Source organism: Paenibacillus sp. J22FR21, from assembly GCF_056269135.1.
Window position 1 is genome coordinate 733,488 of sequence record NZ_JBWDNJ010000003.1, and the last position, 19,914, is coordinate 753,401.

Consider the following 19,914-nt stretch of genomic DNA (forward strand, 5'->3'; position numbering starts at 1 on the left):
TTAATGGAGAACATCGTGCACACGATGAATGTTGGAATAAAGCCTGATCTCGGAGTAGATGCCGTGCCGTACTTCCGACAGGCAATAGAGAAGTTGAAGGAGTACGATAGTCCGGTAACCCTGTCGATCGCGAAGGGCAGATACGATTTCTATCCCGAGCTTGCAGCGAAGGTACCCTATTATATTACCAACACAGCGAGCGAATCCGAGAATCCGGATGTGAGCAAGACCATCGGGCTGTTGTTGAAAGGAATGAAGGGCATTACGCTCGATGGCAACGGTTCGCTCTTTGTATTCCATGGGAAAATGACGCCTCTGGTCATCGATGGCTGCGAGAACATTCAGATTCGAAATCTATCGATCGATTTCGAGCGTGCGACCATGTCGGAGATGGTAGTCGAGTCTGTAGGCCGTCGTCATCTGGATGTTCGCGTCAAGCCCGACTCTTGGTATGAGCTTGATCATCAAGGAGAGCTGTTCTGGATCGGAGAAGGCTGGCGATACCAAGGAGGACCGGCAGCCCAATATGATCCTGCCAACAATACGATCAGGCGTATCCCGCAGCATCCCATCATGGACGCGGTGAAGTTAGAAGAATTAGAGCCGAAACGCTTACGGTTGCATTATGACGAGGACATGCCGGATACGAAAGTCGGTAACGTATTTCAGCTGCGCGATGGCATCCGCGATCAAGTGGGTTCTTTCGTGGTACGCAGCCGGAACGTAACATGGTCAAAGGTCGGCATGCATTACATGCATGGGCTTGGCATTGTGTGTCAGTTCAGCGAGAATGTTTCATTCGAAGAGATGAGCATGAAGCCTCGCGCCGAATCCGGCCGGACATGCGCAGGATTTGCTGATTTGATTCATGTCTCGGGATGCTGTGGACTCATCCGCGTCGAGAACAGTGATTTTGAAGGGGCGCATGATGACGCCATTAACGTGCATGGCACCCATCTGAGAATCGTGGATCGTCCGTCCCGGAACCAAGTTGTCGTTCGATATATGCATGGGCAAACCTACGGCTTCGAGCCTTTCTTCGCAGGTGATGAGGTAGAGTTTATTCAAGCGCGAACGTTAATACCTTATTCCAGCCTTATTGTAGAAGCAGTTAGTAGAATTCATGCCAGAGATTGGCTGCTCACCTTCGACAAGCAGGTGCCGGATGCGATCGAGGAACGCGATGTAGTGGAGAATGTCACATGGACACCGCAGGTTACCATCCGCAACAATCGGTTTGCTTGTATTCCGACGCGCGGCATATTGGTCACGACAAGGCGAAAGGTTGTAATCGAGAACAATCGATTTGAACGGACAGGCATGAGCGCCATTCTAATCGCCGATGACGCCGAAAGCTGGTTCGAGTCCGGCATGGTTCGAGATGTAACGATTAGGATGAACCGGTTCTTAGCGTGCGGCAATGAGGATCACCCTGTCATACTAGTCGCTCCTGAGAATCGAGAGGTTAGAGTCGAACAGCCGGTACATCAACAAGTCCGGATTGAAGACAACCGTTTCGAAATGATCGCCGGTGATATTTTGCATGCTAAGAGCACTTCGGGCTTGCATGTTCTGAATAATGAGCTTGTCGTACCCGCATCCGGTAAGGTGCTAAACCGAACGGAAGAGGCTGTTCGGCTGCTGGCCTGCAGTAATGTGGTGTTTAGAGGTAACCGGATACATATCGACTAATGGCATCGTAACGAAAGAGGCCACTTTAAACCATGGAGTTGATCCATGGTTTTTTACTTTTCCCCTAGTGTCGGCCCGCCGCCAGCCGAATTCGACTTTATTACCACGCAAGAGATAATGAAAAGGATCGGGATATAGGCGAAATTGAAATAAAAGCCTATATCGTTTATAAACGTTCCAAATGCAATGATCTTCGTTCGTTCGTTAAACATAAGCGAGGCGATGAAAAGGGCCGCCAATAGAATCGGTAATGACAGTCCGGGTTTAAACGAGGCAACCCTCTTCATAATTCTCGTACAGCACCAAATGGGGATGCAAACCGTTGAAATGATGATCATTAGCCAAATAAAAATCAGAACAAACTCAAACCTTGCAAAGAAGGACAGCTCCGTAATTTTCGTCATGGCTAAAGTAGGCCACAGCGAATGTTCCAGCAGCCCCAGACTAAAATACATGATGGTTACCATCATGATTGCCATATATTTGAGCGTTGAGAATAACACGGCAAAATGCGCCCATTTCACGTTTTTTTCAGGTGATTTTAAGAAAGGAAAGTAAATAAGCAAAGCTTCAAGTCCGAAGAAAATGAAACCCGTAGCTCTGGAACCTCGAAGCAAATCAAGAAAAGAGTGATTGAGCAGGGGCAATAAATGATGGAAATTGCCTTGTCGAATCGGGAAGTACAGCCAAAAGAGCAGCGGGAGCAGTGCCAAGTAAAAGAAGTTAAAGCCGGCAACAACCCTGAACCCGCCGGATACGATATAGTAAATGATGCAACTGAAGAGCGCTGCCAGAGCCCATGTTCGGATATTCGGAAACACCCACACTTGAATGATTTCGATGTAAGCCCGCAGAAAATAAAGAGACATAATGAAGTAGTATCCGACTAACAGCAGAGAAAAGGCATTGCCTATGATCCTGCCGAAGATCCTTCTATGCAAGTCAATAACGTCTTTCGCCGGATTACCGAGCATCTTAAACACCATCCAGACGATCAGATGCAAGCTCAAACCCATCAGCATAATCGAAATCCAAGCATCCTGTCCGGCATGAACGGCAATCAGACATTGAAAATTAAAGATGTTAGCGGCAGCTTGGGAAGTGCTGATTAAGAAAAATACAAAATATCCGGAAATCGTGTAGTTTTCCTTTACGAGCTTCTGCACTATTGCCCAACCCCTGAGTATGTAATAATAATCTTCGCTTTCACTTCGAAAACTTGATTCGGGTAGATTTCTTCATAAAAATGAGGCTCGTTAAACGTTCTATGCTGCCATCTATAGGATTCTCCGAAGCCGACAGGATCGACCTTGTTCTTCTGTAAACGAGTTAGCAGCGCTGTGATTCCCGAAGATAGTTTCGTCTCGATTTGTTCTTTTACTTTCTGCATATCGGCTTCTTTCTGAACGTTAATTTCCTTCGGAATCTCTCTAAGCGCGATGGATAATCGAAGGGATATCTTCGTTTTTCCGTCCTGCGCAACGGCAATTTTTCTCTTTCCGCGCAGGATGATCAAGGAGTACATCTCTTTTGGACCTTGCTTGAAATCATATTCGCCTGTCAAGGCTTTGTCTGTAAGCAGCTTTACATATAATCCTTCTTCGGCTGTTAACCATAGCTTGAGCTCGTCTCCTTTAAAGACGCAGATACCATCCATATATAATAAGCCCTTATCTCTATTGATAACGGGTAAATAAAGATCCTGCCCTTCTCCATAATATTGATTTAAGAAGGAATGATAATTGGCCTTCGGCGTGTTCCCATGTTTCATGTTATTTTCGATTAACTCCGACAAGTAATAAGGCGGCTTTTTAGAAGTAGCGTAGATGATCGAGCTTGCATTTTGTTTGGTTATGACAATCGTAGCATTGCTGCTTTTGATTGATTCTCGATTAATGATCTCGGCAAACTCATCAATGGCTTCTCGTGCGAATGGTTCGCTGAGGACCAATGTACGCATTTGACCGATTTCGATAGGCTGCGAAGACTTTGCCGTTAGGGCTGTGAATAACCCGTACGTGACGTTAGACTCCGCGGTTATCGGGGAGGCTTGTTCCCGAGCGCCTTTTATATAGGAAGGAAAAGAAGCACTTACTTTAATGGTCTCCCCTTCCTTGTCTATCCCAATGCTTTGGATAATATTAATGCGGTCGACGATCCGCTCTTGCGCGCAACCGCATAATAAGCAGCAGCAGATAAGAGCTGGGATAAGCCCCTTCATACTTTCATCCTCCTATCCGCAAAACATTTATTCGTGATTGTAGTCGTCGCCAAGATCTTTATTTTTGGGTACCGAAAATCGTTTGGGCGAACCCGGACGCGTCGTGGGAAATCGATGGGAAAGATGCGTAAAGGAAGAACGGATAATACTGTCGCTGAAACTATTGGGGCGAAAAGGGAAGAGGGGCGCAATATACGGCGAACCCAATGATTTCAAACGTAATAAATGGCACAATAATATCATGATCCCAATCATGATGCCTAAACCGCCCCACAAAGATGCCAGCACGATCAATGGAAAACGCAAAAAGCGTATCGTGTTTGAGATTTTGAAGATAGGCGTCGTAAAGGAAGCCAATGCCGAGAGAGAAACGATAATGAGTAGAATATTACTCGTTAAGCCGGCTTGCACCGCTGCCTGCCCAAGTATGATTCCGCCTACAATACCTAACGTTTGGCTGACTTTTGTAGGAAGCCTGGATCCGGCCTCGCGCAGCAGCTCGATGGTGACCTCCAAGAACAGAACTTCCAGCAAAGGGGGGAAGGGAACGTTTTTTCTGGATTCGATAATCGGACCTATTAGATCCCTTGGAATGACCGTGTAATGAAACGTAAGAATCGCAACATAGAAGGAAGTCGCCAGAATGGAAAACGCAACCCCGAAATAACGAATGAGACGAAAAAACGAGCCCATAATCCAAGGCAAATAGTAATCCTCGGGTGAAATGAAGAAGCTGAATAAGCTGACCGGGGCCGCGATTATGATAGGAGAACCGTCACATAAAATGACTAATTCCCCATTTATCAACGAATACATGGTTCTGTCCAGCCGTTCAGTTGACAAAAATAACGGAAAAGGTGAATTCGAGTTGTCCGTAATCAACTGTTCCAGAAGAGAGGTTTCAAACAATACGTCAAAATCCAGATCCATGAGTCTCTGCCTTGCCGTGTTAACGTACTCAGGATTCGTAATGCCCTCCAAATGAGCGATAACGACTCTTGTTTTGGAAAGTGAGCCAATGATGAGTTCTTCAAATTGAAGCTTCTCGGATGAAAGTCCTCTTCGAAGCAGAGACAAGTTGATATCTATGCATTCGACAAAACCGACCTTCGGGCCGATAACGCTGTATTCATTTTCGGTATCATTATGACCACGATGGCCCAGTTTCAAGTCTGCGGTATCTAAGATAAGCCCTTCATTTATATCGAGATCCAACTGAATAAAGATTGAACCGTGAGACAAGCTTTTAATAATATCATCGAGGCTTGATGAGACCTTGATTCCTTCGATGGGAATCGAGGTTTTTAATTCTTGCAAATTTGTTATCGGATCATCGGGTAATTGCAAAAAAGAGAGGACATCGTGGTGGAGTTGTTCATGGCTGATGAGCGTTGCATAGTAAGAAAAATGGATAGGAGTATTTTGAATCAGCTGGGTTGTTTGCATAAAGTCTGCCGAATTTGTGATCTCCTTTAATGCCTTATGTAGATTGGAGGACATCCCATTCACCGCCTGTCTAAGAAAAATAAGTCATCTTATTATGGTGATTCGATGCTTAGGTTATCCCCAATTTAGAACAAAGAACAATCAGGCCATGTAGCTGCCGATTGCTCTTTTGTCACAGATGAGAACCCTGAATCGTTTCATTTATAGGGAGGCGAAATAATGAAAAGAAATTCCTATTACTGGCGTAAATTGCATTCACTGCTTGGCGTAATTCCTCTCGGAGGGTTTATTCTTGTGCATGTATCAATCAACTTTCAAGCGTTTGAGCGCGGACCGGAAGGCTTCGCTACCTACGTGCATTTTATTAACAGTTTGCCGCTTAAGCCATTGCTCGAGATTGTTGGGATCTACCTGCCGATCTTGTTTCACGCTATTTATGGACTGTACATGGCCTTTCAGTCCAATCTGAACTCCGGACAATACAAATACGAGCGTAACTGGGCGTTCACTTTGCAGCGCATTACGGGGGTCCTTACGTTTATCTTCGTTTTCTGGCATTTCTTCAATACGCGTCTTCAAATTTACTTGGGTCATATAACGCATGAGGAACTCGGTTCGACCATGCATCACATTGCCGTGAATCCGGCGTATTTCATTCTATACGTCATTGGCGTATTGTCGGCCGTGTTCCATTTCAGCAATGGTCTCTGGGCATTCCTGATTAGCTGGGGCGTTACGGTTTCACCACGTTCACAGAAAATTTCTTCTACGATTTGCTTAGGTGTGTTTGTGCTTATTTCCTTGCTGTTCATTCTTTCGCTCGTTGCGTTTACCGGCGATGAATTCTTGTAGAAAGGACTTCGGTTGCAGCATGACAAAACTAACGCAGTACAGCTCGATTATACTGGGCATTCTGTTGTTCGTCCTTGTATTTGCCATGGTTCCGGTTGTTCTGCAGCAAGGCTATATGGACGGTTCGCTGCAATTCCACTGGTCAGAGGGACTGACGCGTTTGATCAGCTATATCGAAGGCCTTGCAAACGGACAAAGCTTCATGTACTTGGCCGGCAAGACCGAGCACTCGTTCTTGGAACAAATCGGAAGCAGCTTTACGCTTACATTCTCGTATATGATTGTCGGTGCCTCCATCGGCATGACGGTCGGCATTTTGCTCGGCGTCTATTTTGCAGTTACGCGCGCGCGATGGCTTAAGAGCCTGTTGGAACTGTTGAGTGTGATGCCGGATTTCGTCATCGTCTTGCTGTTGCAGTTTCTGATTGTATTCATAGCGGACGAGACCGGCCTTGTCTTCTTCCAGGTTGCAAGCTTCTCGACGGATGATCCGGCGGTCGCGCTGCCGCTAATCTCGGCGATCATCATTCCTGCGATCTATATGATTCGCAACGTCACGCTTCACATGAGTCAGACGCTGACAGAAGACTATATCAGTTTCGCGAAAGTACGGGGGCTTGGCAAACGCTATATTATTTTCTTTCACGCGCTGCCTAACGTACTGCCTTTTGTGAAAGCGGATTTGCATAAGTTTATGGGAATCCTGTTCGGGAATTTGTTCATCTTCGAATATTTGTATAACCTGAACGGCGTGACGCTGCTGGTATTCTCCAATGCTTATGCCTATGAAGGGTACCAGTACAATTTGGTCGTGAACGGAATCTTCACGATGCTGCTGCTTTATGTTATTTTGTTTGCCATCTTGAGGGCTTTGCTTTACGGCTGGGAGAAGGTGTTTGCACGATGAACAAAACCTTGTTGGCTGGTCTGACGATTACAGTTCTAATTATCTTGGCTTCCTTCTTCGGCCACTATATCGCTCCTCATGATCTAAACGAACATCTTGCATTCGATTATCAGGTCGACGAGAATGGCAAAGGCACGATTATTGCGCCGCCTAGTCCACCGTCAGCCGGCTATCCGTTTGGAACGGATAAATACGGAATCGATTTGATGGCGAAGCTGCTGGACGGGGCAAAATATACGATTATCGCAACGGTATCGATAGCGCTAACCCGCATATGCATTGGTGGTGTGCTGGGGATGCTGCTTGGTTTTCTGGGAAAAGGCAAGACCTCCAGAGCTGACCGTCTTCCGATGTGGAATATGTTAAACGGCATTCCGATCTTAATTATTGTTTGGATGATCATGATCGGCATATCCTTGAATCCGGCATCTTCTCCTTTAAAGCTGACACTCATTCTTTCCATCGTTTTGGCGGTTGTCGGCATCCCGACAGTCGCATCTACGGTGAAAGAGAAAACGATGGTCATTCGCGAGAAGCAGTTTATCCTCTCCGCCAAGTCGATCGGAGCAAGCCACCGGACCATCATCCGGACGCATCTTCTGCCCCACTTAATGGAAAGCTTCATCATCCTGTTCGTCCAAGAGATCGTATTGATCCTGGGGTTGTTCGGACAGTTGGCAATCTTCCATATCTACGTCGGGGGTACGTTAGTGTACAACAATCCGTGGCCCGAACTGCCCGAATACATTAGCCGCACGAACGAATGGAGCGGATTGATCGGACAAGCACGCAGTAATCTGGATATTAATCGTTGGCTGCTGTTCATTCCGCTTCTGGTCTATACGGTGTTTATATTCGGCTTCCATTTGATCTCGCTTGGTCTCGAGAAGATGTACAAGCAGCGATTTGCTAAGTTTTCGAATATTTAACAGATTAAAGGCTGCCATTTGGCAGCCTTTTGTTTGACACCGTGGATCGCCATCGTGAAGAATAGTAGAAGAACTACTTATCCATACGCGCAGGAGGTTATCCATGATTAACGTAAATGCACACGCTGTATTCAGTCCGGAAGGTCCTTTCAAGCCGACCACGATTGAGCGCAGGGAACTTGGTCCGCTTGACGTCCTCATCGAGATTAAATTCGCGGGTATTTGCCATTCCGACATCCACTGTGCCCGCGGCGAGTGGGGGCCGGTAAGCTATCCGCTCGTTCCGGGTCACGAGATTGCCGGAATTGTCGCTCAGGTTGGTTCGGAGGTCGTGAAGCATGCTGCTGGCGACCGCGTAGGAGTAGGGTGCATGGTTGACTCCTGCAGAGAGTGCGACAGCTGCCATAAAGGCGAGGAGCAGTATTGCCTGAGCGGTAATACGGGCACCTATGGAGCTATCGATCGTTACGGACAATATACGCAGGGCGGTTATTCCACCCATATCGTGGTTACGGAAGACTTCGTCGTTCGAATTCCGGACAACATGGAGCTTGATGCCGCAGCACCGCTCCTGTGTGCCGGCATCACGACGTTTTCGCCGCTTCGTCATTGGGGTGCAGATCCGGGCAAGAAGGTAGCCGTGGTTGGCTTCGGCGGGCTCGGACATATGGCGGTGAAGCTCGCACATGCCATGGGCGCGGAGGTTACGGTGTTATCTCAAACCGAGAAGAAGAAAGAAGACGGTTTGCGGCTTGGCGCGGATCATTATTATGCCACAGGCGATCCAGAGACGTTTCAGCAATTGGCCGGTTCCTTCGATCTCATCATTAATACGGTGAGCGCTAAGATCGATATAAGCGCATACCTTTCGCTGCTCGCGCTCGACGGCACGCTCGTCAATGTCGGTGCGCCGCCGGAACCGATGTCCGTAGACGTGTTCTCGCTAATCGGTCATCGCCGGTCATTTGCCGGATCCATGATCGGAGGCATTCGCGAGACGCAGGAGATGCTGGATTTCTGCGCGGAACACGACATAACTCCTGAGATTGAAGTGATTTCAGCCAACCAAATCGATGAAGCTTGGGAACGCGTACTCGCATCTGATGTTCGTTATCGATTTGTTATCGATATCAGCACGATGGGATAGTAGAGGAGACTGCGTAGTTCGAGGGTCTTCTGTATAATGATCCTCATGTAGACAATACTAGCACGTGGCAATGGTTTCGGATGTCGAGGAGGTCCGGTTGAAAACAATTATCAATTGGATGCTAAAAAGTCTTGACAAATGCTCGTCCGAGAATTAATATCAGTTTAGAATCATTTCAATTAAATGCTCTATAGGAGGAAACAAACATATGTCTTTAATCGGAAAAGAAATTCTACCTTTCAAAGCGCAAGCATTCCAAGGCGGTAAATTCATCGAAGTATCCGACGCTAGCTTGAAAGGTCAATGGAGTGTAGTTTGCTTCTATCCTGCTGACTTCACGTTCGTCTGCCCGACTGAGCTTGGCGACTTGCAAGATCAATACGCGACATTGAAATCGCTTGGCGTAGAAGTTTTCTCCGTATCGACAGATACACACTTCACGCACAAAGCTTGGCACGATAGCTCGGAAACAATTGGCAAAATCGAATACATCATGATCGGCGACCCTACGCACGCGATTTCCCGTAACTTCGACGTGTTGATCGAAGAAGCTGGTCTGGCTGACCGCGGTACATTCATCGTCGATCCAGACGGCGTTGTTCAATCGGTTGAAATCAGCGCTGGCGGCATCGGCCGTGATGCAAGCACGCTTGTGAACAAAATCAAAGCTGCTCAATACGTGCGCAACAATCCAGGCGAAGTTTGCCCTGCGAAATGGCAAGAAGGCGGCGCAACACTTAAACCGAGCCTTGATCTTGTTGGCAAGATCTAAGGAACGAAGGAAACGACAACTGCCGCTTTGCATCCTGATGGGTGCAGGCGGTTTTTTCTTGCAACAACTGAAAATCATTCTCAATTATCGAACGGCAATCCTATTACATCACTTGGGAGGCATGTGAAATGGTTTTAGACCCGGAGATTAAAGCGCAACTGAACCAATACCTTGGACTAATGGAAGGCGACGTGCATATCCAAGTTTGCGCAGGCGACGATCAAGTATCGAAGGAAATGCTTGAGCTGATGGATGAACTTGTCGGCATGTCTTCCCGCATTAAAGTAGAGAAGGCTGATCTGCCAAGAACGCCAAGCTTCAGCGTGAACCGTCCTGGCGAGAATACAGGCATTGCGTTCGCGGGCATTCCGCTCGGTCACGAATTCACATCCTTGGTGCTTGCCTTGCTGCAAGTCAGCGGCAGAGCTCCGAAAGTCGAGCAGGAAGTGATTGAACAGATCAAGAGCATCCAAGGCGAATACCGCTTCGAGTCGTACATCAGCTTAAGCTGCCATAACTGCCCGGACGTCGTGCAGGCGTTGAATCTGATGAGCGTCCTCAATTCAGGTATTTCGCATACGATGATCGACGGCGCGGTATTTAAAGATGAAGCCGAAAGTAAGGAAGTCATGGCGGTTCCATCCGTATACTTGAACGGGGAATTTTTCGGCGGCGGCCGCATGACCATCGACGAAATTCTGGCGAAAGTCGGCACGTCGCGCGACGACTCCGAACTGTTTGAGAAGAAACCTTATGACGTGCTTGTTGTCGGCGGCGGTCCGGCAGGTGCGAGCGCGGCAATCTATGCAGCGCGCAAAGGGATTCGCACAGGCATCTTGGCTGAGCGCTTCGGCGGTCAAGTCATGGATACGGTCGGCATCGAGAATTTCATTAGCACGAAGTACACGGAGGGTCCGAAGCTCGCAGCAAGTCTGGAAGAGCATGTGAAAGAGTACAACGTCGACGTCATGAAGCTGCAGCGCGCCGTACGTTTGGATAAGAGCGACTATATTGAAGTTGAGCTCGAGAACGGTGCCGTACTTAAGAGCAGAACCGTTATTCTCTCCACAGGCGCTCGCTGGCGCAATGTCGGCGTTCCCGGCGAAGCGGAGTTCAAGAACAAAGGCGTGGCCTACTGCCCGCATTGCGATGGCCCGTTGTTTGCAGGCAAACGCGTAGCTGTCATCGGCGGAGGAAACTCCGGTATTGAAGCTGCGATTGATCTCGCAGGTATCACGAGCCATGTCACCGTGCTGGAATTCGCTCCGGAATTAAAGGCAGACGCTGTTCTTCAAGATCGCCTATACAGTCTGCCGAACGTAACGGTGCACAAGAACGTCCAGACGAAAGAAATTACAGGTACAGACAAAGTGAACGGCATTTCCTATACCGAACGCGATTCAGGTGCCGAGAAACATGTCGAGCTTGAAGGTGTATTCGTACAGATCGGACTTGTCCCGAATACCGACTGGCTCCCGGATCATATCGAACGGACGCGTTTCGGCGAGATTGTCGTGAACAACCATGGAGCAACCAGCCTGCCGGGCGTATTCGCCGCAGGAGATTGCACGAACAGTCCGTATAAGCAAATTATTATTTCAATGGGATCAGGCGCAACCGCAGCTTTAGGTGCATTTGACTATCTCATTCGCCATTAAATTTATTTCACTTCAGGCCGCCTTGTATCCTGTAGGATACGGGCGGCTTTTTAACGGTTATAATTGATAATTGTTTTCAATTGGAAGCAGAATAGTATTGACACTGAACTGTTTAATAGTTAATATTATTTTATAATAATTATAAATAAGATCGCATCGGGAGCGCTTAAACCGAGCCTCGATCTCGTAGGCAAGATCTAAGGAGTGAATGGACAATGGTATTAGACCCGGAGATAAAGGCACAACTAAATCAATACCTTGGTTTGATGGAAGGCGACGTGCTGATCAAAGTCTGCGCCGGCGACGATCAAGTATCGCAAGATATGCTTGGTCTGGTGGACGCGATTGCCGGCATGTCTTCCCGAATCAAGGTCGAGAAGGCAGATCTGCCGAGAACGCCAAGCTTCAGCGTAAACCGCCCAGGCGAGAACACGGGTATCGTGTTCGCGGGCATTCCGCTCGGCCACGAGTTCACATCCTTGGTGCTTGCATTGCTGCAAGTTAGCGGACGAGCGCCTAAAGTCGAGCAGGACGTGATCGATCGAATTAAGAGCATCCAAGGCGAATACCGCTTCGAGACCTACATCAGCTTAACCTGTCATAACTGCCCGGATGTCGTGCAGGCGCTGAACCTGATGAGCGTCCTGAATCCAGGCATATCGCATACGATGATTGACGGTGCTGCCTTCCAAGCGGAAGTGGAGAGCAACAACATTATGGCCGTCCCGTCCGTCTTCTTAAACGGTGAATTTTTCGGCGGGGGCCGGATGACGATCGACGAGATTTTGACCAAAATCGGCATGACGCGCGACGACTCGGAGCTGTTCAATAAGGAGCCATACGATGTGCTTGTAGTGGGCGGAGGTCCTGCGGGAGCTAGCGCGGCGATCTATGCAGCGCGCAAAGGGATCCGCACCGGCATCGTGGCTGATCGCTTCGGCGGACAAGTTGTCGATACGCTTGCCATCGAGAATCTGATCGGCATGAAATACACCGAAGGTCCGAAGCTGGCGGCTAGCCTGGAAGAGCATGTGAAAGAGTACAACGTCGACATTATGAAGCTGCAGCGCGCTGTTCGGCTCGAGAAGGGTAAACTGTTCGAGGTTCAACTCGAGAACGGTGCTGTGCTGAAGAGCAAGACCGTTATTCTATCAACAGGTGCTCGCTGGCGTAATATAGGCGTACCGGGCGAAGAGGAGTTCAAGAATAAAGGCGTGGCTTATTGCCCGCATTGTGATGGTCCGTTGTATGCCGGTAAACGTGTAGCCGTAGTCGGCGGAGGCAACTCCGGCGTCGAGGCTGCGATTGATCTCGCAGGCATCGCCAGCCATGTCACTGTTCTGGCATCCTCATCGGAATTGAAGGCGGACGCTGTTCTTCAAGATCGTCTCTACAGTCTTCCGAACGTAACGGTACTTAAGAATGTGGAAACCAAAGAAATTACCGGGACGGACAAAGTGCGCGGCATTTCCTACATCGAGCGCGATTCGGGAGCCGTTAAGCATGTCGAGCTCGAAGGTGTGTTCGTTCAGATCGGACTTGTTCCGAATACGGAATGGCTAGGCGATAGCCTTGAGCGGATGAGCTCCGGTGAGATTGTCGTGGACAAGCGGGGAGCAACGAGCTTGCCGGGCGTATTTGCCGGCGGCGATTGCACGGACAGTCCGTACAATCAAATCGTGATTTCGTTAGGTTCTGGCGCAACCGCAGCTCTTAGTGCCTTTGATTATCTCATCCGTCATTGACAAATGTTTTATGCGTACTTCCAGCCGCTTGTATCCTGATGGATACGGGCGGCTTTTATTTTCCTTCGTCACATGCTGTTTTCATAATCGACCCACAATTGGCGCATTCTACCTTATGGAGGTGGAAAAAGTGACGAAGATCAATGCTGCACAAACCTATATATTAATTACGTTTGCTGTCGTTTCCTTTTTACAAACCGCTTCTGTAAATCCCATATTAGGTGCCGGCGGGCGTGACGCCTGGATAGCTGTTGCACTTTCGCTCGTACCTTTTATCGCCTTTTCGTTTATCGTATACGCCGCTTATGACGCGAATACATCCTTAATGGTTGAATCGAAACGCCAAGTCGGTGGCTTTGTTACGGCGATATTCAAAGCGCTATCTTTACTCTACTTAGCGACCAATGCGTTCATTGATTGCCGCGACATTATATCGTGGACGAAAATTGTGCTGCTTCCATTTACGCCCAAAATCATCGTCATATTGGCTTTAGTCGGTCTTGCTATGTATCTCGGCGTTAAAGGAATTGAGCCCATCGGTATCGTGGCAACCGTCGTTTTTTTTCCGGTATTCTTCGCTGTTCTTTTTCAAAATCTATTAGCTATGAAATACGTACACTTCAATTTTCTTAAGCCTGTTGGTACAACTCCAATCCCCCCATTGCTGGAATCGATGTGGGATGCATGGCGTGGAGAGGGGAATATTGCCTTTCTGTTGTTTTTGTCCCATCATACGGACGGCGCTGTCAAAAGGGGGAAGTTTGTATGGAATTGTGTAACGCTGGGAGTTATAGCTAGCGTCATAGCGGTAGTGCTGCTGGCTACATTTGGACCTGTGGAAGCAGCAAGATTATCCTACCCCATCTATAGCGAAGCTCGATTAATCCAAATTACAGAGTATATCGAGAAGATGGACTTCATTTCCGTGTTCATTTGGATGACATTAACCGTAGTTAATGCGTCTGTCATGTTATTTCTGATTGGTGACATCATCAAACCGCGATCTAAACTACCGGTGCTCTTTATGGGTGTGCTCCTCATTGCTGCCTTAGCCATACCATGGGGGGAATTGAGTTATTTGGCCGTATTAAGCGAGTACTATATTCCTTATTCAGCTTGGCTTGTGACGGCTATTATCTTGTACGCGTGGGCCATTCGTGCGAAGAAGAAGGTGTTATCATGAACCAAGAAGCAGAAGCCTTAATTCAAGACGCGTATGATGTCAAACTGGAGCAGATAGGCGAGATCTCCTTATTATATTGCGAAAGTTTAGTCAATATGGACAGGCTCAAAACGATCGTCATTCCGAACTGGAAGCAAATGATCCAGAATAACGAATGGAAACCGATCGAGCAGACCCTATCGGAGGAAATATTCGCCGGGGCAGTGGTGATGCTCCCGGATCAGCTTAAATATGATCTTCATGAGCCGCGAAGCCGAAGCATAGAGGAATCAACAAGCGAAGTCTCCATTAAAGGACCAAGGGACGGGTTTACAGAGGAAGTCATGACTAACGTGGCGCTTATTCGCAAACGGATGAAAACAACCTCTCTGAACTATGAGCAAGTGAAGATAGGGAGGCGTGGAAATACGACGGTAGCGCTGCTGTATTGCAAAGATATAATAAATGCGGAGATCGTGAAGAAGCTCAGAGCACGGCTTGCGAAAATCGACATCGATGTCCTCCTTGGGGTAGCTCAATTGGAGGAGTATTTGAGCGATTCGCCTAATTCCATATTTCCGCTTGTCGACTATATCGGACGGCCGGATTTTGCGATCCAAGCACTCATGACGGGTCGCTTCGTTATTCTCATAGACGGATCCCCGATGGCTATTATTGGACCCATTAACTTTCTGGAGCTCATCAAGTCGCCGGAAGATATCCATTTCCCATTCTACTATACGATTTTTCAGCGCATGCTGAGATTCGTTGGGCTAATGGTTGCCATGTTTTTGCCGGGCTTCTGGGTTAGTTTATTCTCCTATAATATCGACCAACTCCCATTCCCGCTCTTGTCGACGATCGTTACCGCTCGAACGGGGATCCCTTATCCCGCGCCGATCGAAACCTTCATTATTCTTGGCTTGTTTGAAATGTTCCGGGAAGCGGGAATCAGGCTGCCGACGGCGGTAGGTCAAACGGTTGCGGTTGTAGGCGGACTGATTATCGGAGATGCCGCCATTCGCTCAGGATTGGCGTCGCCATCCATGTTAATGGTCACTGCGTCTGCAGTTGTCGCTACGTTTACACTCGTGAACCAATCCTTAAGCGGGACGGTCACGCTCATCCGCATATACGTGCTCATAGTCTCATGTATATTAGGCTTGTTCGGATTCTTTATAGCCTTGCTTTCCGTTATCGCATATATGGCTACATTAAAGTCGTTCGGCGTTCCTTACTTGGAACCCATTAGTCAGATGAAAATGAAACCGTTTATTCTCTCCATTCTCGATCTTCCGTTTCATATGAAGAGGGAACGCTTCAAAGCGCTCCAACCTAAAGATAAAACCAAGTAAAGGAGAGCTATCCTTGAGCATCAAAATGGGAGCTAAATTAGGAGCAGCGCTCCTCTCCGTAACTTTACTGCTGACTGGATGCTGGGATTACAAAAACATCGAGGAAGTCCTTTATGCCACCGCGATCGGATACGATTATTACAAAGGGAAGACGATTGTGTATGTACAGATTGTAAGCCTTTCCTCTGCCACCAATGCAGAACAAGGCTCGACAGGCGGCCAACCGCAAATCTGGATAGGCAGAGGGGTTGGCAGAACACCCAGCGAGGCCGCTGGTGACTTGTATAGTACGGCGCAGCGTAAGATCGAGTGGAGCCACATCCGATCTGTTCTGATTTCAGATCGGATGCTAAGCCATATGGGACCAAATGGACTTGATTCCTATCAGAGGTATCGAGAGTTTCGATACTCATCCTGGGTGTATGCTACCAAGGAACCGGTGGATAAAGTGTTAAAGGCACAATCCTTTTTTACACTAAGCCCCTTAACCACAACCATGCAATCACCGCGAGACAGCCATAGCCAGCGTTCGATCTATCCGATGCTGACCTTTCAAGAACTAATGCTGGGTATGCTCGATCCCGGCTATACAACTACGATTCCCGCGCTGGCGCTGGATACAGAGAAATGGTCAAATGACCAAAATAAACGGGACCCTCACCTCAAAATTGAAGGAATCTTCGTAATGGACGAAACCAAAGCACAGGGATACATCCCGGAAAAGAAGATGATGGGCCTGCGTTGGTTTCAGCCTGATATGATTCGGACCCCTGTATTGGTCGCAAACGGCGTCGTATCCATGGAGAAGGCGAAATCAAAAATAAAATTCACCAAGCGTGGTGATGAGGTATTCTTTACGATTGATATAAGCGCCCACGGTAATATCGTCGAATGGTTAAGCGATGAGGGTGACGAGTCGGCCGTTGTGGGCGAAGTTTCCGCCAACATTGCACGCGAGATAAGGGAAACCTACGAAACCAATATAAGAAAAGGCATTGATCTGTACAATTTCAGGCATCACCTGTTTCAAGGCAGGGTAAAGAACTGGAAAACAATCAAGATTGACGAGTCCTCCTTAAGGGCTGTAAACGTAAAGGTCTATATCGATCATGCAGGAAAAAGTACGATCTAATCAGAAAATGCCGACGAAAATCCTGATCATTCAGTTACATGGGATCAGGATTTTGCAGATTTATGAAGGATTGTCCTAATAGTGCAAATGAATGTCTTGTTACGTTAACGACAGTTTGTTCGCTAGGCGTTATGATTTAAGAAAGCGCTATCACAAATCTGTATGGGGAGGTCTTCACCATGTCTGCGAGAAGAGATTATAGCCTGACAGGACCGGAGAATAAACGCGCGCAAGAAAGAGGATTAGCATCAGCGGAGGATTGGTATAAGAGCCCGATTCCGCGCCAGCGTTTGAAGGAATTAATGAAGCGTAAGGATGGACCGGCTATTCGCGATACGATTCTGATGTTTGCTTGGCTCATCGGTACGGGGATTCTTGCCTATTATTCTTGGGGAACCTGGTGGGCGATACCGGCGTTTGCCTTATACGGAGTGAGCTATGCTTCAACTGCCGATTCACGGTGGCATGAATGCGGTCATGGCACGGCATTTAAGACAGCGTGGATGAACGATGTCCTGTATCAAATAGCTTCTTTCATGGATTTGAGAGCACCGACCCCATGGCGCTGGAGTCATGTGAGACACCATACCGATACCTATATCGTAGGGCGCGACCCGGAAATCGCGATGTCCAGACCGCCGGTGTGGCGTATTATATTCGGGGAAATCGTTCATATCTATGGCGGATCAAGAGATCTTAAAGCGATTATTACGCATTGCTTCGGGAAGCTGACTGCAGCAGAGAGCGATTATGTTCCTGCGTCTGAAATTAGGAAAGCCGTTTGGATTTCGCGGATCTGGGTACTTATTCTTGCAGGCTTTATCGCTTGGTCGATTCTGATCGGCAGTATTCTGCCGCTCATGTTTGTTGGACTTCCGACTTTCTATGGTCCGATTCTGCTGCTGTTAGTGGGCTTGGGCCAGCATCTGGGTCTCAGGGAAGATGTATTGGATCATCGCTTGAACACGCGTACGATTTATATCAATCCGTTCTTTCGCTTCCTGTATTGGAATATGAACTATCATATCGAGCATCATATGTTTCCGATGGTTCCGTATCATGCGCTGCCTGCCCTGCATGAGGAATTGAAGTTTGACTATCCGGCACCGAGTCCAAGTCTATGGGCTGCGCTTAGAGAGGTCATAGCCGCGCTGATTAAACAGAAGAAGAATCCCGATTATGTTGTGGATCGACCTCTTCCGGCTACCGCTAATCCTTATTACTACGGTGCGCAAGCAGGCAAAGCAGATGCAGATTTGGCGTCTAATCACTAAGCCTTTTGCTGCACATAACGTCTGTCACAACCGTTAGCGCTTCAAAAAGGCTTAGTTTCATGAAATAGCCATTCTGACAACCGTTACACTTCTGTTCATGTTAGATCTGCTACCTACAAACGATCCGCAAATAAAGAAAAAGAAACCTAACGCGTCATACAGCGCGATGGGAGCCTCGCGCGTTGCAAAAACGCGGGGTTCTCGACATTCAAAGGCTGCCAATCGGCAGCCTTTTGTGTGCTGCTAGATTCATATCGACCACACGGGGGTAAGTAGTGGTTTGCCGAAGAAGAAATGCACTAGGCAGATTATTCTTCTCATTATTCTCACTTTCTTCTCATTATTTAATCGAATTTGTACGTATGCAGTGTGCAAAAGCACCATGGTGAATACTACTAAGGGGAGTTGTTTGCGCTAAAATATGTAAATAATCATTAAAATTTTGTTAAAGTGATGAATTTGTAATTGCTAAAGGTCCCACTTCTAAACGGTTCTCTGTAATCCCCTCTTGGGTAATGAGGCCCAAGTGGCGGAAGCATCATGAATAAATCGAAATGTCAGGTTTGAGAATCGTTCTCGTTCCTTGCGGAGTGCTCTGTTATCATGATTTCTCTCTTACAAAAAAATTACAATATCTAACCTCTCTCGTTAGCTTTAACCTTCGATTTCGACAAACACATGCTCAGCGATTGAGACCAAGGTCACTCTTTCCCTGTAAACGAAAGGTTAACAAAATCAGTACTCCTGAATTATGTCCATGTCCATCTTCTCAATGTATGTTGAGAGAAGAAGTCCAATTGTCCGAATTTGGATATCTATGACGAAAAGGTAGGATTCTCTCATATTAATCATAGAATGTGTGCTCCACAACCGGAAGTAGCGTTTAATTGAGTGATAAGAAAGGTGATGATAACGATGGCAATTCAGATCGAATCAGAACGATTCTTAATCGAGGAGCGTAACCGAATCGCTGAGGAACTGCATGATCGTGTTTCCCAGCATTTATTCGGTATCATTTACGCCATTCAGTCCATGAAAAGTGACTGTAACGGAATGAATAACGACCAGACTCAAGAGCAGATGCAGGAAATTCAAGAAGCGGCGCTGACTGCTTCGCGTGAACTGCGTGCATCGATTTACAACCTGAGCTCTCGGGAGAGCGATGCGAACGCCGATGCTTCCTGGATCAGTATCGTCAAATCACATCTGGCCAATCAGGCTAAGCTGAACGGTATCCAAATCCACATTGACGCACCTGAATCCGATCATCGTCTTTCCATAAACCATCAAAAAGCGCTGTATCGGATGATCCTGGAAGGGGTAGGCAATGCGATCCGTCATGGTGGGAGCAGCAGTGTAACGATTCATTTATCCGTGGAGAAACGTATCGTTAGACTCTCCATCGAAGATAACGGGCGCGGCTTTAATCCTTGGCTGCTGAAGCCAAGCAAACCGGATTCAGGCTACGGCATATTCAACATGCGCAAACTGGCCGCATCATTAGGCGGCAAATATGAGATTAGCAGTAAGCAAGGGAGCGGGACCGTGATTCGGGTCTTGCTGCCGTTACCATTAACCGGCGTTCATAAAGCAATTGGCCAAACTACGAAAAGCGGGTGATC

16 protein-coding genes are annotated in these 19,914 nt (G+C 47.6%); 13 read left to right on the forward strand and 3 right to left on the reverse strand.

Features of this window, described 5'->3' with window-relative positions; genetic code table 11:
- Positions 1-3: 3 nt before the first annotated feature.
- Entirely contained in the window at positions 4-1,692 is a 1,689-nt protein-coding gene (locus AC0YNS_RS13885; RefSeq protein WP_475781580.1) for a right-handed parallel beta-helix repeat-containing protein, read from the forward strand.
- Between the two features lie 53 nt (positions 1,693-1,745).
- On the opposite strand, the gene AC0YNS_RS13890 is transcribed toward AC0YNS_RS13885, so the two are convergent.
- From AC0YNS_RS13890 to AC0YNS_RS13900, 3 genes are read right to left on the reverse strand one after another with little or no spacing between them, the layout of a single operon-like run.
- Positions 1,746-2,858: a GerAB/ArcD/ProY family transporter gene (locus AC0YNS_RS13890; RefSeq protein WP_475781581.1), complete on the reverse strand. Its 1,113-nt coding sequence runs from the start codon at positions 2,856-2,858 to the stop codon at positions 1,746-1,748.
- Complete coding sequence (locus tag AC0YNS_RS13895) at positions 2,858-3,913, reverse strand: Ger(x)C family spore germination protein (RefSeq protein ID WP_475781582.1); 1,056 nt, start codon at positions 3,911-3,913, stop codon at positions 2,858-2,860. The genes AC0YNS_RS13890 and AC0YNS_RS13895 overlap by 1 nt, the downstream gene beginning before the upstream one ends.
- Positions 3,914-3,940: 27 nt before the next feature.
- A complete protein-coding gene (locus tag AC0YNS_RS13900) occupies positions 3,941-5,413 on the reverse strand; it encodes a spore germination protein (protein WP_475781583.1) in 1,473 nt (490 codons plus the stop codon).
- Positions 5,414-5,578: 165 nt separating this feature from the next.
- Between AC0YNS_RS13900 and AC0YNS_RS13905 the strand changes: the two genes are divergently transcribed.
- The 12 genes from AC0YNS_RS13905 to AC0YNS_RS13960 all read left to right on the forward strand — a co-directional run bounded on the left by AC0YNS_RS13905 (position 5,579) and on the right by AC0YNS_RS13960 (position 19,912).
- Positions 5,579-6,211, forward strand: a complete 633-nt coding sequence (locus tag AC0YNS_RS13905; RefSeq protein ID WP_475781584.1) for a succinate dehydrogenase cytochrome b558 subunit — start codon at positions 5,579-5,581, stop codon at positions 6,209-6,211.
- 19 nt (positions 6,212-6,230) lie between these two features.
- Complete coding sequence (locus AC0YNS_RS13910) at positions 6,231-7,118, forward strand: ABC transporter permease subunit (RefSeq protein WP_475781585.1); 888 nt, start codon at positions 6,231-6,233, stop codon at positions 7,116-7,118.
- On the forward strand, positions 7,115-8,047 hold the full coding sequence (locus AC0YNS_RS13915) for an ABC transporter permease (RefSeq protein WP_475781586.1): 933 nt from the start codon (positions 7,115-7,117) through the stop codon (positions 8,045-8,047). The genes AC0YNS_RS13910 and AC0YNS_RS13915 overlap by 4 nt, the downstream gene beginning before the upstream one ends.
- Before the next feature lie 103 nt (positions 8,048-8,150).
- Positions 8,151-9,194 carry an NAD(P)-dependent alcohol dehydrogenase gene (locus AC0YNS_RS13920; protein ID WP_475781587.1) on the forward strand — a complete coding sequence of 348 codons (1,044 nt, stop codon included), beginning with the start codon at positions 8,151-8,153 and terminating at the stop codon, positions 9,192-9,194.
- Positions 9,195-9,402: 208 nt separating this feature from the next.
- Positions 9,403-9,966, forward strand: a complete 564-nt coding sequence (ahpC, locus tag AC0YNS_RS13925) for an alkyl hydroperoxide reductase subunit C (protein WP_475781588.1) — start codon at positions 9,403-9,405, stop codon at positions 9,964-9,966.
- A gap of 128 nt (positions 9,967-10,094) precedes the next feature.
- On the forward strand, positions 10,095-11,624 hold the full coding sequence (gene ahpF / locus AC0YNS_RS13930) for an alkyl hydroperoxide reductase subunit F (protein ID WP_475781589.1): 1,530 nt from the start codon (positions 10,095-10,097) through the stop codon (positions 11,622-11,624).
- A gap of 215 nt (positions 11,625-11,839) precedes the next feature.
- Positions 11,840-13,369 carry an alkyl hydroperoxide reductase subunit F gene (ahpF, locus tag AC0YNS_RS13935; RefSeq protein ID WP_475781590.1) on the forward strand — a complete coding sequence of 510 codons (1,530 nt, stop codon included), beginning with the start codon at positions 11,840-11,842 and terminating at the stop codon, positions 13,367-13,369.
- 130 nt (positions 13,370-13,499) lie between these two features.
- Complete coding sequence (locus tag AC0YNS_RS13940; protein ID WP_475781591.1) at positions 13,500-14,552, forward strand: GerAB/ArcD/ProY family transporter; 1,053 nt, start codon at positions 13,500-13,502, stop codon at positions 14,550-14,552.
- Positions 14,549-15,886: a spore germination protein gene (locus AC0YNS_RS13945; RefSeq protein WP_475781592.1), complete on the forward strand. Its 1,338-nt coding sequence runs from the start codon at positions 14,549-14,551 to the stop codon at positions 15,884-15,886. The genes AC0YNS_RS13940 and AC0YNS_RS13945 overlap by 4 nt, the downstream gene beginning before the upstream one ends.
- A gap of 13 nt (positions 15,887-15,899) precedes the next feature.
- Positions 15,900-17,018 (forward strand): Ger(x)C family spore germination protein, encoded by a 1,119-nt coding sequence (locus tag AC0YNS_RS13950; protein ID WP_475781593.1) that lies wholly within the window; start codon positions 15,900-15,902, stop codon positions 17,016-17,018.
- Between the two features lie 179 nt (positions 17,019-17,197).
- Entirely contained in the window at positions 17,198-18,292 is a 1,095-nt protein-coding gene (locus tag AC0YNS_RS13955) for a fatty acid desaturase family protein (protein ID WP_475781594.1), read from the forward strand.
- A 915-nt stretch (positions 18,293-19,207) separates the two neighbouring features.
- Entirely contained in the window at positions 19,208-19,912 is a 705-nt protein-coding gene (locus AC0YNS_RS13960; RefSeq protein ID WP_475781595.1) for a sensor histidine kinase, read from the forward strand.
- The last annotated feature ends 2 nt before the right edge of the window (positions 19,913-19,914 follow it).

What these genes read in the sequence shown, in the direction of transcription:
- AC0YNS_RS13885 (WP_475781580.1), top strand. Translation starts at nt 4, where the DNA reads ATGGAGAACATCGTGCACACGATGAATGTTGGAATAAAGCCTGATCTC.
- AC0YNS_RS13895 (WP_475781582.1), bottom strand. Translation starts at nt 3,913, where the DNA reads ATGAAGGGGCTTATCCCAGCTCTTATCTGCTGCTGCTTATTATGCGGT.
- AC0YNS_RS13900 (WP_475781583.1), bottom strand. Translation starts at nt 5,413, where the DNA reads ATGTCCTCCAATCTACATAAGGCATTAAAGGAGATCACAAATTCGGCA.
- AC0YNS_RS13905 (WP_475781584.1), top strand. Translation starts at nt 5,579, where the DNA reads ATGAAAAGAAATTCCTATTACTGGCGTAAATTGCATTCACTGCTTGGC.
- AC0YNS_RS13910 (WP_475781585.1), top strand. Translation starts at nt 6,231, where the DNA reads ATGACAAAACTAACGCAGTACAGCTCGATTATACTGGGCATTCTGTTG.
- AC0YNS_RS13915 (WP_475781586.1), top strand. Translation starts at nt 7,115, where the DNA reads ATGAACAAAACCTTGTTGGCTGGTCTGACGATTACAGTTCTAATTATC.
- AC0YNS_RS13920 (WP_475781587.1), top strand. Translation starts at nt 8,151, where the DNA reads ATGATTAACGTAAATGCACACGCTGTATTCAGTCCGGAAGGTCCTTTC.
- ahpC (WP_475781588.1), top strand. Translation starts at nt 9,403, where the DNA reads ATGTCTTTAATCGGAAAAGAAATTCTACCTTTCAAAGCGCAAGCATTC.
- ahpF (WP_475781589.1), top strand. Translation starts at nt 10,095, where the DNA reads ATGGTTTTAGACCCGGAGATTAAAGCGCAACTGAACCAATACCTTGGA.
- ahpF (WP_475781590.1), top strand. Translation starts at nt 11,840, where the DNA reads ATGGTATTAGACCCGGAGATAAAGGCACAACTAAATCAATACCTTGGT.
- AC0YNS_RS13945 (WP_475781592.1), top strand. Translation starts at nt 14,549, where the DNA reads ATGAACCAAGAAGCAGAAGCCTTAATTCAAGACGCGTATGATGTCAAA.
- AC0YNS_RS13955 (WP_475781594.1), top strand. Translation starts at nt 17,198, where the DNA reads ATGTCTGCGAGAAGAGATTATAGCCTGACAGGACCGGAGAATAAACGC.
- AC0YNS_RS13960 (WP_475781595.1), top strand. Translation starts at nt 19,208, where the DNA reads ATGGCAATTCAGATCGAATCAGAACGATTCTTAATCGAGGAGCGTAAC.